Below are 15,971 nucleotides of genomic sequence, written 5' to 3' on the forward strand. Positions count from 1 at the left end.
TACGTTTGATATATAACCCTTTTCGCAGCAGGGTGAGCAACTTCGGCGGTGAGGCGTGCGCCTGCAACAGTGGTACTCGATTTTTCCACTGCGGTGCACGGACTTTCCAGCTCCGAGGAGCAACTTTACGGCGGCGAGGCGCGACTTTACAGCATATGCGCTTGATCTTCTCATGATCGCCCATACTGTTAAGTAATTAAAAGATATTAATTCTTCATATAAAACGCTTGCAAAACATGTATATACAAGTTATAATACAATTAACTTGTATATACATGTTATTTTTGGTTAATTATAATATTATGAGGAGGAATTCCAATGGGGAATGGAAAACAAGCGATTTATGCACCCCTTAGCGGAAATGTTATATCATTAGAAAAAGTCGCTGATCCAACCTTTTCACAAAAAATGATGGGAGAAGGTTTAGCTATTGAACCGAGCACAGGGAAAGTTGTCGCTCCTTTTTCCGGTAAAGTAGTTCAACTTTTCCCAACCAAACATGCCATTGGGCTTGAAAGCGATACCGGTATTGAGTTGCTTATTCATATTGGTCTTGAAACAGTTAGTTTGGACGGCGAAGGATTTGATGCCTTTGTAAAACAAGGAGATCGAGTCCAAAAAGGAGACACACTCCTTATCTTTGACATGGATTTGATAAAGAAAAAGGGTTTTAATTTAGTGACTCCTATTATCATCACGAATAGCGCTGAATGGAGCCTTTCAAACCTTACAACAAACACATCCATTCAAGCTGGTGATGAACTGTTTACTTTAACACAGCAAACACAGCAAACACAGCAAACGAAGCAGGCAGAATCCACCATCCAGTTTGCAGAAGAGGCAAAGGACATTGTTAAAGCAATTGGCGGTGCGAATAATATCCAAGCTGCTACACACTGTGTTACAAGACTTCGGTTTGCATTAAAAGATGAAGACAAAGTGGACACTCAAGCGTTGGAAGATTTAAATATAGTAAAAGGTTCATTTACGGCAAATGGTCAATTCCAGGTCGTCATTGGTCAAGGTACGGTTGATAAAGTGTATCAAGCGATGATAGAGAAAACCGGAATTCGGGAAGCCTCTAAGGAGGAAGTGAAGGCAGTTAGCGGGCAGAAACAAAACGCCCTGCAACGAGGGGTTAAAGTGCTTGCCGATATTTTTATTCCTATTTTGCCTGCTATTGTAACAGCAGGTCTCTTAATGGGGATCAATAACATTCTAGCTAATCCGGGCATTTTTGGAAGACAAGCTGTTATTGAAATGTACCCGCAATGGGCCGGTATTGCTGATATGATTAATATAATTGCAAATACAGCACTTACATTTTTACCTGCTTTAATTGGCTGGTCAGCAATGAAACGATTTGGTGGTAGCGAATTATTAGGCATTGTGCTTGGGTTAATCCTTGTACATCCAGCTTTACTCAATGCTTGGGAATATGGTGCAGCTTTAAAAGAAGGAACAGTGCCAACATGGAATTTATTCGGACTAGAAGTAAATAAAATTGGTTATCAAGGTCAAGTATTGCCCGTATTATTTGCATCATGGTTACTAGCAAAAATTGAATTATTCTTACGGAAACGCATATGGGATTCTATTCAATTGCTTGTCGTAGCGCCTGTCGCATTACTCGTAACTGGATTCTTAACGTTTATTATTATTGGACCGATTACCTTTACCATTGGAAATTGGATTACAGATGGGTTAGTAGCATTGTTCGATCAATACGCGGTGATTGGTGGCTTCGTGTATGGAGCTTTGTATGCGCCAATGGTTATTACCGGAATGCATCATACCTTCCTTGCTGTTGATCTACAATTAATCGGCAGCACTGGTTCCACGTTTCTATGGCCGATCCTGGCGTTATCTAATATCGCTCAAGGTGCAGCCGCCTTTGCGATAATGCTTGCAGCAAAAGATGATAAGTTAAAAGGTCTTGCAGGAACCTCTGGAATTTCTGCCTGGCTCGGTATTACAGAACCAGCAATGTTTGGGGTGAACTTACGCTTTAAATATCCATTTATTGCAGCTATTATCGGCTCATCTATTGCCGGAGCGTTTATCACCATGCAAAAGGTATTAGCCACTACGGTCGGTGTAGGAGGTGTTCCAGGAATATTTTCCATCATTCCAGGAAATTGGACTTCCTTTTTTATCGGAATGGCAATTGTTATCGTTGTTCCTTTTATCATTACGTATGCTATAGCTCTACGAAAGCGTAAATCACTCGAATAAAACTATATGATCTTTTAAAAAAACTGGCTGGCGCTTACGCGTTAGCCTTCATTGCTATCAAGTGGAGCTTCAAACAATGAGCTTTCACCAACACTGATTGATAGGTGAACGAATTGACTATTTGACATGGATTTGGACGCTTCACTTACCCTCCTAGGGTTCACCACGTAGTATTGGGAGAGTAAGACTTATTGCCAATTATATGTAGAAAAAAGCTGCATGTAAACACCGAGCGATGTACAGGAAGTTACCCTTATCATTAGAGGAGGGATTAGATAGTGCCTAAATATAATAGTTAATATGTAGACTCATTCGTAGTAGTAATTTTTTACTTTTTCTATACAAGCAACTGCGCAAATTTTTCTCACGATCCAAACAATACCGTCCATTCCACTACGACGGAATAACAACAACAGAATCAGCAAATGAGGTGTTAACATGAATGAAGCTTGGTGGAAACAAGCTGTCGTTTATCAAATTTATCCAAAAAGTTTTCAGGATACAACCGGTAATGGCATGGGTGATTTACAAGGTATTATCCATAAACTCGATTATTTGAAGGAATTAGGAGTGGATGTAATTTGGCTAACTCCTGTTTATCAATCACCACAAAAGGATAACGGTTATGATATCAGCGACTACTATGCAATCGATCCCATGTACGGAACCATGAATGATTTTGAAGAATTATTAGCAGAAACACATCAGCGTAATATGAAGCTAATTATGGATTTAGTCATTAATCATACTTCTACCGAGCATGCCTGGTTTAAGGAAGCTACTAAATCTCAAAATAATCCATATCGTAATTTTTACATTTGGCGAGATCCAGTAAATGGTGGGCCCCCAAACAATTGGTTATCCAAATTTGGTGGTTCTGCTTGGGAATACCATGAAGAAACAGGTCAATACTATTTACATTTATTTGATAAAACACAAGCTGACCTAAACTGGGAAAATCCGCAAGTTAGAGAAGAGCTATACAAAATGGTCCAATTTTGGGCAAATAAAGGGATTGATGGTTTTCGTCTTGATGTAATCAATTTAATTTCCAAGGACCAACGTTTCCCTAATGATGAACATGGTGATGGCCGAAGATTTTATACGGATGGACCAAGAATTCATGAATTTTTACATGAGCTAAACAAAAAAGTGTTCCAGCCAAATAATATGATGACCGTTGGCGAAATGTCATCTACTTCATTGGAGCAGTGTATTCTTTACACAAAACGCGAGCGTGAAGAATTAGATATGACCTTCCAATTCCATCATTTAAAAGTCGATTACCCCAATGGGGAAAAATGGGCTGTAGCTCCTTTTGACTTTATTCAGTTAAAGGAAATTATCAACAGATGGCAAGTTGGCATGTATGACGGTGGCGGGTGGAATGCCTTGTTTTGGTGTAACCATGACCAACCTAGGATAGTCTCTCGTTTTGGAAATGATGAGACATACCATGCAGAATCAGCTAAAATGCTTGCTACAACACTGCATATGATGCAAGGCACCCCGTATATTTATCAAGGGGAAGAATTAGGTATGAAAAACGCTGGTTTTACCTCCATCAGCCAATACCGAGATGTAGAATCGTTAAATGCGTATAATCAGTTAAAAGAAGCAGGTAAATCAGAAACAGACATCATTGAAATTTTACAACAAAAGTCAAGGGACAATGCTCGTACTCCTATGCAATGGTCACCAGCGAAAAATGCTGGCTTTACTTCTGGTACGCCTTGGATTCCATTAGCAAAAAACTATAAAACCATTAACGCGGAAAAGATGCTAACAGAACCAAACTCGATTTTTAAACATTATCAATCACTTATTTCTTTACGGAAAAAATATGATATCATTACGTATGGAGACTTTAAAATCATCAATATGAACCACCCAAGTGTATTTGCCTATACTCGCAATTGGCAAAATAATAGATTAATCGTCGTAAGTAATTTTTACAGTGAACATACGGAAATTAGCATTGATGATTTAGGTCATAAAGAAAGTACTCTCTTACTGTCTAATTATCCTGATTCACCGCCCACTTCCGAAACAATACCATTGCGTCCTTACGAGTCCATCATTTATTATGTAACAACTAATTAAAACAGCTTATTTTTAGGGAGTCATGAAGCGCGCCCTTTGTTTATATGGTATGGTGAAAGATATCAATCAATAATGAGGGATTACGATGCAAAAGAAATATATCAGCATTTATCATCAATTAGTTGAACAAATAAATCATGAGCAATTGCCTGTTAATACGTTACTGCCTTCCGAAAATGAATTGGCGGAAACATATCAAACATCAAGGGAAACAATTCGAAAGGCATTGCATTTATTAGCACAACATGGTTACATTCAAAAGATACGTGGGAAAGGGTCTGTGGTTATCGATCGAAACAGGCTTGATTTCCCTGTATCTGGAATTGTCAGCTTCAAAGAACTTGCTAAAAAGTTAAACTTAGCCGCTACAACAACGGTCACTTATATGAAAAAGGTAGAACGTCCCAACCCAATCTATAAAACCATGTCCACAAAAGAACCAATTTGGAATGTCAATCGCGTAAGAAACATTGATGGGGAAAACGTTATTTTAGACAAAGACTATTTTATCGAAACAACTATCCCTATGCCCAGTCAAGAAACATGTGCGCAATCGATATACGATTATATTGAGCATGAACTTGATCTAACCATTAGCTTCGCTCAAAAAGAAATTACCGTTGAAGAACCAACAGAACAGGACAGAGAATTATTGGATTTGAAGCATCATACAAACGTAGTTGTGATTAAAAGTTTAGTTTATTTAGACGATGCGAGGTTATTTCAATATACAGAGTCTCGCCATCGACCAGATAAATTTAAGTTTGTGGATTTTGCAAGAAGGATGAACTGAAGGTTCATAATAGAATTCTCCCTTCGTTAGTATCATGAAAGATTTAATTTGGAACACCATAATCTTATCTATCACAAGAAGGAATAGTGTTAGCCCACACTATTCCTTCTTGTACTCTTTGAACAAAGGCGCAGGGCGCTGGTTTAGCAACGTAGCGAATGGAACGAATCAACGAAAGATAAAGTGAACCTTCCATCAGCGGGGTTTTCTTCACCCCCGCTGATTGTTAGTTAAACGAATCGGGGAGTTAGGTGCTGTTACCTCCCGCTTCGACTTGTTCGGCTCACATCTTCCATTCTTAAAGAGGGGAGTCTACAACGCCTTTTACGGGATAAAGGAATCATGCCACTAAAACAGGGGTGCCGACGTCTGGGCGGCAAGCCCGTTTTGAGTCGGCCTTCCATTAGCGACGAACCGATGAGGCCTTATCGGAGGGCGCATTTCTAAATCGTATTGTTTCTTATCTTTTAAAAAATAAAAGAACTTCTAGCAGCACAAGATTTTGCTTTACTATCTAAGTGATGGTAGGGACAACTCCTTTCAATTGAATCCCAGCTAAGTAACTTGTTTTTTAACTAGCATAGAAGAACGCGGGGGTTGAATATTTGGATAGGTTACACTTGACTAGACAAAAAAGATAAGGCTAAAAGCGGTACCAGCTAAAGACGATGGAGTTAGACCACGTACTTGGAAATTAACATATATACGGGATAGACAACTAAATTAAAGTTCTATATAATGGAATCAATAAATAACGGAAAGGGTGACCCAATTACATGAAGTATTAATCCTATTTACTGAAATCATTTGATAAGAATGCTGCATCCAAACAGATATACGTCTGTTCATTTTTTGCATGCACTTACAAACATTTCAGAATAGGATGGTGCTCTATGTAATTGGTTTACACAATACGCATATCTCATTGTATGACCAGGATAAGTTCTTCGTAAAAAAACTCACACCCTGTTGATATGCGCATTTTTCAGACCACTCTATGGAGGCCTCCTGTTCTGGAATCAACAGGAGGTCTTTTTGCATGTTAAGGAAACAGCGAATACACCTTAGGCATTTGATCTTTGCCGTAACCATTTTTGCTGTATTACGAATCCGTGCAATGAGGCATCTCCTCAGCTTAAGGCTTGGAATTAGCCAAGTTTTCTAATCAAAATAGGAGATGATCGGATGGGTCTATTATTAGAAGCAAGCAATATAACACATTTTATCAGAGACCGGAAATTAATTGCCACAGAAGCGTTACGTATCCACAAGGGGGATCGTATTGGTTTGGTTGGCAAAAATGGAAGCGGAAAGACGACGCTACTGCATATTCTTGCCCAAAAAATTACCGCAGAAACCGGAAAGATAACACTTTACGGTACGATTGAATTAGTGCCACAGTTAAAACAAATGAACACAACGAAAAGCGGCGGCGAAGTAACCCAAGCGTATATTAATAATGCGTTGGCTAGTAACGCCGATATCTTATTAGCTGATGAGCCAACTACAAACTTAGATACTTTCCACATTGAAAAAGTAGAAAAACAGCTACAAAGGTGGAAAGGCGCGCTCATTCTTGTTTCCCATGACCGTGAATTTTTAGATTCATTGTGCACAAGTATTTGGGAGCTGGAAAATGGCAGTATAACGGAATACAAAGGAAACTATTCCGATTACCAGGAACAAAAGGATCTGAAGCTATATCAACAAGAACAAGCCTATGAAAACTACGTAAAAAAGAAAACACAGTTAGAGGAAGCGCTAGAATTAAAAGAGAAAAAAGCGCAGCGGGCAACAAAAAAACCAAAACAGACAAGTAATTCGGAAGCAAAAATAACAGGTGCCAAGCCATACTTCGCCAATAAGCAAAAAAAGCTGAGAAAAGCCGCAAAAGCAATAGAGACGCGCTTGGAAAAACTGGAAAAGGTAGAAAAAGTGAAAGAAATGACTCCTATTAAGATGAACTTGCCTAATGAAGATGCAATTAACGGGAGAAGCCTTATACGTGTGGAAGATTTGGAAGGACAGATTGACCAACGGCTACTATGGAACAAAGTGAGTTTTCAAATAAAAGGTGGTGATAAAATCGCTGTTATCGGAGCGAATGGAAGCGGAAAAACAACTTTCATTAAAAAATTGCTACATCAAACAAAGCAAATTCACCACTCCCCTGCTATAAAAATTGGCTACTTCAGCCAAAATTTAGATGTACTGGATACAAGCAAGTCCATTTTACAAAATGTTAGTGATACATCGAACCAAACGGAGACATTAATTCGTACAGTTTTAGCTAGACTTCATTTCTACAGGGACGATGTGTATAAACAAGTCGCCGTACTTAGTGGTGGCGAGCGTGTAAAAGTAGCTTTTGCTAAACTATTTGTTAGTGATATTAACACACTCATTCTTGATGAGCCAACTAATTTTCTTGATATAGAAGCTGTAGAAGCTTTAGAAGAACTGCTTGTGGATTACGAGGGAACTGTCTTATTTGTATCCCATGACCGCAGATTGATTCGCACCGTCGCAACCCGCATCATGGCTTTTGAGGATCAGACGATAAAAATGTTTACGGGTAATTATGAAGATTATAAACAAGGCACTAACGTTTCAAATCAAGATTCAACAGAACAGGAACTAATGGTCATTGAAACCAAAATTACCGAAGTACTTGGAAAGCTGAGCTTAGAACATTCGGATCAATTGGAACAAGAATTCCAGGCTCTTATAGCAAGAAAAGGCGAATTACAAAGAACAAAGGCATAAGCACCTGTTTAGCAACGTAGCGAATGGAACGAATCAACTAAAGATAAAGGAATCATGCCCCTACAACAGGGGTATGCCGACGCCTGAGCGGCAAGCCCGTTTTTAGTCGGCCTTCCTCTTTTCCACGAACCGATGAGGCCTATCGTAGGGCGCATTTCTAAAGTCGCATCGTTGCTGGGCTCGTGCCGGACGTGGCTATCCGGTTATTTTCTTACGAAGAAAAGTCGCTAGCTTGCTCTAGAATACCTAAGGTGATATTGCTGTGTATCTCATGCAATATCACCTTTCATTATTTAAAAAAAGTTGGACATTGATAGCATGCTTCATTAAAAAGCTAGCTCTTTTATTGGAGAAATATAAATTTTTTTATCAAAAATACGTTTAAACAATTTCGGATTTATACTTGCTCCACAACCTGAATTATCATAAAATTAATTATCATTTTCATGATTTAGTGTGATCTTCAGTCCCTGTAATACGATAGTAAGGGGCAAATTTCTAAATCTTTCTACCTTAAAAAACGTTTAAACAACCAAAACTTCCCCTCTTACATACAACATAAAAAGAATGTGACTAAATCAAAGTGTAAAAACCTACCATTTCTACACGAAGCCTTTGCATAGCCATTAAACTTTGACATACGAACAACAATCATTTATATTTAATTAATAATACATGAATTAAAAACAGTTCATAAGATGAGGGGGAATTTACAACTATGAAAGAAAACCTATCATTAAAAGCGTTTGTCGTATTAATTAAAGCCTCAAAGGCGCTTCAAGATCATGTGATGGAAGATATCAAAAACTATGGAATGAAAACTTCTGAATTCACTATTCTTGAAACACTTTATCATAAAGGAAAGCAAACCGTTCGTGAAATCTCTAACAGTGTTCTGATTAAAACAGGTTCGATTACTTATGTCATTGATAGACTCGAAGAAAAAGGGATGCTGCAAAGAGAGCATTGTCAAAAAGATCGTCGTGTCGTTTATATTGATATAACAGATGAAGGAAAAAACCTGATGGACGAAATCTTTCCTAAGCATCAGAAAGTGATTGAAGAATTATTTATGGATATTAGTGATGAACAGAAGCAAACCGTTATCGATATGTTAAAGAAAGTAGGAAAACGTTTATAGCAAGGAGGGACGTAAGATGAAACATATTTTTCAACAAGGGAACGATTCTACAAAGCCAACATTGCTATTGTTACACGGTACTGGTGGTACAGAACAAGATCTGCTTCCATTAGCAGCTAAGATTGATGGTAGTGCAAATGTTCTAAGTGTAAGAGGAAATATACTTGAAAACGGCATGCCACGTTTCTTCAAGCGATTAGCGGAAGGTGTATTTGATGAAGAAGATCTTATTTTTCGAACAAAAGAATTAAATAGCTTTTTAGATGAAGCAGCTGCAAAATACAGTTTTGATAGAAACAATATCATTGCTATTGGGTATTCAAATGGGGCAAATATTGCCGCTAGTTTATTGTTCCATTACCAGGACTCTCTTCGGGGTGCGATTCTTCATCATCCAATGGTACCGCGAAGAGGGATAGAGTTACCTGAGCTAACGAAAAAAGACGTATTTATTGCTGCAGGGACAAACGATCCTATCTGCCCAGCTGAAGAATCAGAAGATCTAAAACAATTGCTGCAAAACGCCGGAGCAGCTGTTCATTTACATTGGGAAAATCACGGGCACCAATTAACATTACAAGAGATAGAGGCAGCTGAAGATTGGTATCGAAAGTTATAAACTTCCTTAACATGATGTTATTACGTGTCCAATATGTCCTTTTTTAGCATAAAGTGAAGCTTCATTCAGTAAAGTTTTTCTTTCATGAAATAGCAAGGAAACGGCTAAGCGCTTAAGTTCCATTGAAAAAGAAGCACACTTTTCCGCATGTCTTTCTTCCTGCGATCAGCACCCTATTTGACCGAACGAATTAGGGATGTAGATCCGTTAACTAACACTCGGATCTACGTAGTGCCTTCCACTCTTAAAGCAGGAGTAGTACGACATCTTACATGGGGGATACTTGGAAAAACGAACATTTACAACGAAAAGAACTGGACGATATGGCTGACTGTTTTGAAGCAGCTCCAATATCCAGCTCTTTTGCGTTTAATTTCTAATAATGATATAGACCATATAAACAATATAGCCGAGAACTAACACGAGACCCTCACGTTTTCCGATTCTAAAGTTCGTTCGTGAAAAGATCAGCAGTAATACTGTTAAAGCGATCATCATCATAATGTCAACGATAATTTTTCCATTTACTTCAAGAGGTGTAATGACTGCCGAAGCTCCAAGGACAAATAAAATATTAAAAATATTACTTCCAACAATATTCCCTAATGCAATTTCGCTCTCCTTTTTTAGCGCAGCAGCAATCGATGTAACTAGCTCTGGTAGCGATGTTCCAATCGCAATAATTGTCAAACCGACCAGTGCTTCACTCATCCCCCATGAATAAGCGATTTCCTTACCATTTTCTACAACCATTTGCCCACCGATAATAATACCAGCAAGTCCAAGAAGAGTAATGAGAATATTTTTTCCCCATTTGACGTCTTGTACGACATCTGCTTCTTTTGAGTTCTCACGACTTTTTAACGCCACTTCAATGACATAGTACATAAATACAGACAGAAACAGCAAAAGGATAAGCCCATCACTTCTGGATATCGTATTTAAATCAAACCCTTGCAATACCGTATCACTGATTAATATTAACAGCGCGACACTTGCCAGCAATGTAAACGGGATTTCTTTACGGATTGTTTCATTTTCTACCTTAATTGGAAATAATATGGTGGCTATTCCAACTACAAGCGTTAAATTAAAAATGTTACTTCCAATCACATTTCCCATGGAAACATCAGCGTTCCCCTGTATTGCGGCAATAATACTAACCGTTGCCTCTGGTGAGCTTGTACCAAAAGCGACAATAGTTAAACCAATTAGTATAGGTGGGATTCTTAGCAATCTGGCAATATTCGATGACCCATCCACAAAAAAATCGGCACCTTTTATTAATAACCCAAATCCAATAATCAATAATATATACGCCATGAACGTTTTCTTCCTTTTCTGTAAGTTAGTTTGTTTTCCCATCGAGTGAAAAGAGAGCAATGACACAATAGAAATCATTCGAGCTCAGCATCTAAGAAGGGCTTCGAATGGCGAAAACATGTGTAAACATTGACAGGCTTGTTTAGTCAAAGAGATACATGTTTGGATAAAATGCCCGCTATGCTTTTGCAAGATCTATTTCTATTATTGTAGCAATCGCATATACTTGTTCTTACCCTTATTTTTCCCATCTTAAAATAGCTACCATACATTTTAACGTATGGAAAGCAAAAAAGTTACAAAAAAGATTTATTTTTTTCGCATTTCTATGTAAGAATATGGTATGAGAAGTTTGTGAGGAAAACACTGACAGGAAATTGTTTATCATATTTTTCTACCTTTGGGAAAACATGAAAAAAATAACATTACTTCATGTACATCAGAAGGTAAAGATATAGGTAAAATGGATATTGTAAAAGAACCATGTAGCAAAATCAAATGCCATGTTCATCCAATTGGGATCGTTCACTTGGTGAAGTAACGTCATTTTTTATAGTCACATGTTTTGCATTACTCAAATAAGGAATACATACGTAACAGATAGAAAGAGCAATAAATGGCGTCAATTACTATTGATTACATTTAAAAAGGAGGAGCTTCCATTGATTATTCGCGAGCACCAAGATGGTTTTATTTTTATTGAACAGGATCAACATGCCCGATTATCCGGAAGTATGATCAAGCATTGGAACGAAGCCCATTTTCCGAACTCTCCGTTTCATTCTTCCACCATTTATGCTATTGATCAACATGATGTTGGCTGGAAACCCTTTGACCAAGAGCCGTTTTGGAATGACCAATCGCAAGTCCCCTATAGCTTCACAGATTTTCCGAATCCAGCCAAGACGGTATTATATACAGCTGGAATTGAAACAGTAGAAGCAGTTGATGTATACGCAGGTTTATTATGCAGTGTACACTACACTCGTTTTCTGGAAAAAGACGCCTCTTCATATAGTCAACAATTTGTTGTTCAAGAAAAAAACCGACAGCAACGGATTATTCATTATTTGGAGCATTTTGATGCCGATATTTTTGCTGTACATAGCAGTTTGCTACAGCTTTGTGATAACCTATCATTGTTTATTTGCCTCAATGAACCAGGGGAAAATAAACACCCCTTCTTTGCACATGGCATTCCTTTATCTGCTGAATTGAGGAATTTTACAAGCGATAAATTGGCAGTAACTTGGAGAGATAAACAGACTATTGCATTGTCAGAGTTTCCGTTTACTGAACCAGCAACCTTCACTTATGCTTATAAATGGGTAGCGAGAAGAGCCATCATCGAACAAGGTTTAATCCCAGCATATAAGCAAGCTCCGGTACAAGAAACAACCATTTCTTTTATATAAATCACCCTTGTTGGGGAATTTTCCCATTCCCCATGTTCCCCTTTCTCTTATAGTAATCTTAGCTATGCACCTACCCAGCCATTTTATTCACTTTGGAAGTCTGTTTCTCTAAGCTTCTCCTCTTTCTGCTGTGCAAAACTATCAGCATCATTCGCTACAAATAATTTTTGAGTTGGCAAAGCAATGGTCACTTGTTCTGTTTCTAAAATCTCAAGAATCATCAAGTTCACTTCTTCCCTTATCTGCAGATATGCTCCCCAATCCGTTGTGTTCGTAAAGAAGTATAAGAAGATATCTAAGCCATTTTCCTGATATTGATCAAAATGGACAAAAATCGTATCCGGATGGATCGCATTATTTGCTTGAAGCTTCTGTTTAATTTGAGAAACGACCCTTTCTATTCTGTCACGTGGTGTATCATAGGTTAGTCGTAAATTAAACGTAATCTGCCGCTTGGTCATTTTACTCCAATTGGTTATCGATTCATTGGCCAATGTTGCATTCGGTACTGTAACGAGAGCTTGTGCAAACGTACGTATTTTTGTACTGCGAAAAGAAATATCCTCTACCGTTCCTTCTACACTCGGAGTTAAAATCCAGTCCCCAATCGTGAATGGCTTTTCCGTAATAATAATGATACCACCAAAAAAGTTCGCTAATGCATCCTTAGCAGCCAATGCAAAAGCCAGCCCACCGATACCAAGCCCGGCAACAAATCCATTCACATCATAACCAAATTCTTGCGCAATAATACTAAAGCTGATTGCGACGATGACCATCCTGACTGCTTTTGATAAAAAAGGAATCAGAATCGAATCGATATTAAACTGAAACCTTTCATTAAGCTTTGCAAATAAGAGCGAGGACGAAGAAGCTAAATGAAATAACCCCCAACCAACCATAAAAATAATTGCAGAGCGAATCACTTGAAGGAAAAACGTATTGGTATGTTGAAAATATGGAAAGACCACCACAGCTAAATAGACACCTAAAATGACAAATAGCCCCTGAATAGACCGCTCAAAGGAAGCACGTAGCTGAACAAAAAATCCGTTCCATGTATGATTACTAACCTTTAATAACAATGCAAACAAATAACGCGTCACCAACTTGCGCGAAAGGAAAAAAGCAATAAAAATAAAAATCGATAAACTAACGTAAATTATTTTCTGATACGTCTGCAGAAAATCCCACAGCATAATACAACATTACCTCCACAATATAATGTCTGCTCTACTATGTATATAAGTAACCACGGCTAATTAGACATATATTATATAAAACCAGGGAGCAGAAATATAAAAACAATCGATCCATATGCTCTTTTCTAGGTGGTTTGTTGCGAAGCACCTAGATGTTTATATAAAGAAATTCTCACGCTAAAAAACGCTACTCTTATGAGTAACGTTTGTAAATTGTGAATCCCCGGATTTATTCAGTCTGTATGCGTGGTGCCGTAAGTATCCCACTTCAAGAGTTAAGATGACTGAAGAAGTGGATCTTTATAAAAATACGTTTTCAACGATTTAAATTAATCCTTCCCTGCATGATTGGTTTTTAGTTATCTGTTTTTCCGATTTTGTAGTCTTTCCTTATCCTTCAAGAGTTAAAGGGAGGCAATAGCACCTAAATATACGATTCGTTTGCATAAGGTAGGATGTTGATCGCTGAGGCATAACATGTAGAAAAAGTCGTTTCTCTTTTTCAAAGAAAGGAAAAATCTCAGCAGCAGTATCTCGTACGCTGTAAAAGTATTCCACTTTATCAAGAACTCCTGCGTTCCTAGCTTTGCTCTACTTTAACAGCGGAGATGAAAAAACCCCCCAGTTTGACTTTTTCATTCATCCACCAAAGAGAAAAAATCAGCGAGAGTTGGGACAATTTGCTGCTGTTCCACCATTTATCGATAAGCTTCCTCCGTTACCCATTTCGCATCAACAACCTCTTCTGGTTGCAGGACCAGTTCTTCTACAGTAACATTGGCAGGGAATAGCCAGGTGTCATGGTGATAAACCTCCCTAACCTCTCGCTGAAGGAGCTTTCCCTTCTCTCTATTCAAATTGCAATCCCAATTCCTCAGCTACTTCCCTGCAAGCATCTTGTAGACTATCTTCTCCAGCAATAACAGATCCTCAATAATCCCCATATGGCTTATCTGGATGCAGTTTGGAAAGCAGCAGTTCTCCTCGCTCATTTTGAATCCAAACGTGAACAACTAAATAATACTTCCCGTTAGGAATGTAGCTCATGCAGTTGCTTTCGATTCCGGTCATAGAAATCCCAATAATTCCACCCAACCCCTCCTAAAGTGACATCATATAAGGAGCTTAAGACCCCTCTTCAACGTGCTCAAGTTGATCGATAGACGGGGAAGAAATACCCCAACTAATGAAACGCTTATTTTATCGATCAATCACTGCTTTTCGCTGTTGAAAGTCAATATCTTTGTAATACGTATTTTTCACTAATACATTTGGTCCGAGACATTTCACCGCAGGACAATGACAATTAAGTGATTTCGCTGTTTCTGTCTCCATCCATCGCTCATAAGCCTTAGGCAAAGAAGACGTTTGAATATTGCCGAGCTTCGGTTCATCACCGAAATCCGTTACAATAATATCACCTGAGAATATATTGACATTTAAACGAGAGCGTCCATCCGGATCATTCCTTACTGAAACATTTTTTTCCTTAAATAATCGCTTCTGTAATTCCAAATCAGCTTGCGATGAACTGCAGGGATAGAATGGCAATGTACCAAATAACATCCACACTTCAGAATTACGATGATCGAGTAATCGTTCTATTCCTGTACGGATTTCTTCCAAAGATAATGTTTCTAGATTACTAGCAAAATCAACAGGATACATCGGGTGAATCTCATGTCTAGCACATCCCATCTCTAAGACGTGATCATGAATGCTTTCCAAATACGGATATGTACGCCGGTTCAACATGGTTTCAGCTGATACCATGACACCTTCATTGGACAAACGCTGCGCATTTTCTACCATCCTCGTAAAATATTTTTTTCGGTTTTCGAATGAAGGCTTGCGCTCCATTCTCGCAAAACCCGTCTCCGCAAATTCCTCCGCTGTTCCCCAGTTATGGGAAATATGTAACACATCTAAATATGGGATAATCTCCTCGTATCTGTTATATGGCAATGTCAAATTTGAATTAATTTGCGTTTTCACACCTCGGTGATGTGCATAACGAAGTAGCGGTACAACATAATCACGGACGGATTTTTTCGACATCATGGGCTCACCGCCTGTTATGCTTAACGTACGCAAATGAGGAATTTCATCAAGTCTTTTCTCCAATAATTCGATGGGCAATGCATCTGGGTCTTTCCCTTGCAGTGTGTAACCAACAGCACAGTGGGCACAGCGCATGTTACAAAGCGTTGTAGTTGTAAATTCAATGTTTGATAATGTCATCCTTCCATGCTGTTCCACATCTAAATAAGCCTCCCAAGGATCATTTTGAGGTGTAGGCTTACTTTTGGTAATGATTTTATACTGTTTACTCATTTTAACTACTCCTATCTTATAACTCCCATCATAAGTATGA

Annotated in this window: 12 protein-coding genes; 7 read left to right on the plus strand and 5 right to left on the minus strand. The window is 38.4% G+C overall.

The features are described from left to right. Window positions 1-318: 318 nt before the first annotated feature. The 6 genes from treP to KBP50_RS16245 all read left to right on the plus strand — a co-directional run bounded on the left by treP (window position 319) and on the right by KBP50_RS16245 (window position 9,657). Complete coding sequence (gene treP, locus KBP50_RS16220; RefSeq protein WP_076361980.1) at window positions 319-2,235, plus strand: PTS system trehalose-specific EIIBC component; 1,917 nt, start codon at window positions 319-321, stop codon at window positions 2,233-2,235. Between the two features lie 438 nt (window positions 2,236-2,673). Beyond that, entirely contained in the window at window positions 2,674-4,338 is a 1,665-nt protein-coding gene (gene treC, locus KBP50_RS16225) for an alpha,alpha-phosphotrehalase (RefSeq protein WP_050351485.1), read from the plus strand. Between the two features lie 85 nt (window positions 4,339-4,423). Next, window positions 4,424-5,131: a trehalose operon repressor gene (gene treR, locus KBP50_RS16230; protein ID WP_050351486.1), complete on the plus strand. Its 708-nt coding sequence runs from the start codon at window positions 4,424-4,426 to the stop codon at window positions 5,129-5,131. Window positions 5,132-6,316: 1,185 nt separating this feature from the next. After that, window positions 6,317-7,897 carry a Vga family ABC-F type ribosomal protection protein gene (locus KBP50_RS16235; RefSeq protein WP_050351487.1) on the plus strand — a complete coding sequence of 527 codons (1,581 nt, stop codon included), beginning with the start codon at window positions 6,317-6,319 and terminating at the stop codon, window positions 7,895-7,897. A gap of 718 nt (window positions 7,898-8,615) precedes the next feature. Next, on the plus strand, window positions 8,616-9,038 hold the full coding sequence (locus tag KBP50_RS16240) for a MarR family winged helix-turn-helix transcriptional regulator (protein ID WP_050351488.1): 423 nt from the start codon (window positions 8,616-8,618) through the stop codon (window positions 9,036-9,038). A gap of 16 nt (window positions 9,039-9,054) precedes the next feature. After that, entirely contained in the window at window positions 9,055-9,657 is a 603-nt protein-coding gene (locus tag KBP50_RS16245; RefSeq protein WP_050351489.1) for an alpha/beta hydrolase, read from the plus strand. A 369-nt stretch (window positions 9,658-10,026) separates the two neighbouring features. Here KBP50_RS16245 and KBP50_RS16250 read toward each other — a convergent pair whose 3' ends face one another. Beyond that, complete coding sequence (locus KBP50_RS16250; protein ID WP_050351490.1) at window positions 10,027-10,980, minus strand: calcium/sodium antiporter; 954 nt, start codon at window positions 10,978-10,980, stop codon at window positions 10,027-10,029. 662 nt (window positions 10,981-11,642) lie between these two features. Between KBP50_RS16250 and KBP50_RS16255 the strand changes: the two genes are divergently transcribed. Then, the gene (locus tag KBP50_RS16255) at window positions 11,643-12,395 is read left to right on the plus strand and encodes a DUF3891 family protein (protein WP_050351491.1); all 753 of its coding nucleotides are present in this window, start codon (window positions 11,643-11,645) and stop codon (window positions 12,393-12,395) included. Window positions 12,396-12,478: 83 nt separating this feature from the next. Here KBP50_RS16255 and KBP50_RS16260 read toward each other — a convergent pair whose 3' ends face one another. The 4 genes from KBP50_RS16260 to yfkAB all read right to left on the minus strand — a co-directional run bounded on the left by KBP50_RS16260 (window position 12,479) and on the right by yfkAB (window position 15,931). After that, on the minus strand, window positions 12,479-13,594 hold the full coding sequence (locus tag KBP50_RS16260; protein ID WP_050351492.1) for a mechanosensitive ion channel family protein: 1,116 nt from the start codon (window positions 13,592-13,594) through the stop codon (window positions 12,479-12,481). A 701-nt stretch (window positions 13,595-14,295) separates the two neighbouring features. Beyond that, window positions 14,296-14,454: an NUDIX hydrolase gene (locus KBP50_RS16265; protein WP_156875342.1), complete on the minus strand. Its 159-nt coding sequence runs from the start codon at window positions 14,452-14,454 to the stop codon at window positions 14,296-14,298. 73 nt (window positions 14,455-14,527) lie between these two features. After that, the gene (locus tag KBP50_RS16270) at window positions 14,528-14,692 is read right to left on the minus strand and encodes an NUDIX hydrolase (protein ID WP_156875341.1); all 165 of its coding nucleotides are present in this window, start codon (window positions 14,690-14,692) and stop codon (window positions 14,528-14,530) included. 105 nt (window positions 14,693-14,797) lie between these two features. Then, window positions 14,798-15,931, minus strand: a complete 1,134-nt coding sequence (gene yfkAB, locus KBP50_RS16275; RefSeq protein ID WP_050351493.1) for a radical SAM/CxCxxxxC motif protein YfkAB — start codon at window positions 15,929-15,931, stop codon at window positions 14,798-14,800. Window positions 15,932-15,971 lie beyond the last annotated feature (40 nt).

The organism is Virgibacillus pantothenticus (genome assembly GCF_018075365.1).
Taxonomy (GTDB): domain Bacteria; phylum Bacillota; class Bacilli; order Bacillales; family Amphibacillaceae; genus Virgibacillus; species Virgibacillus pantothenticus.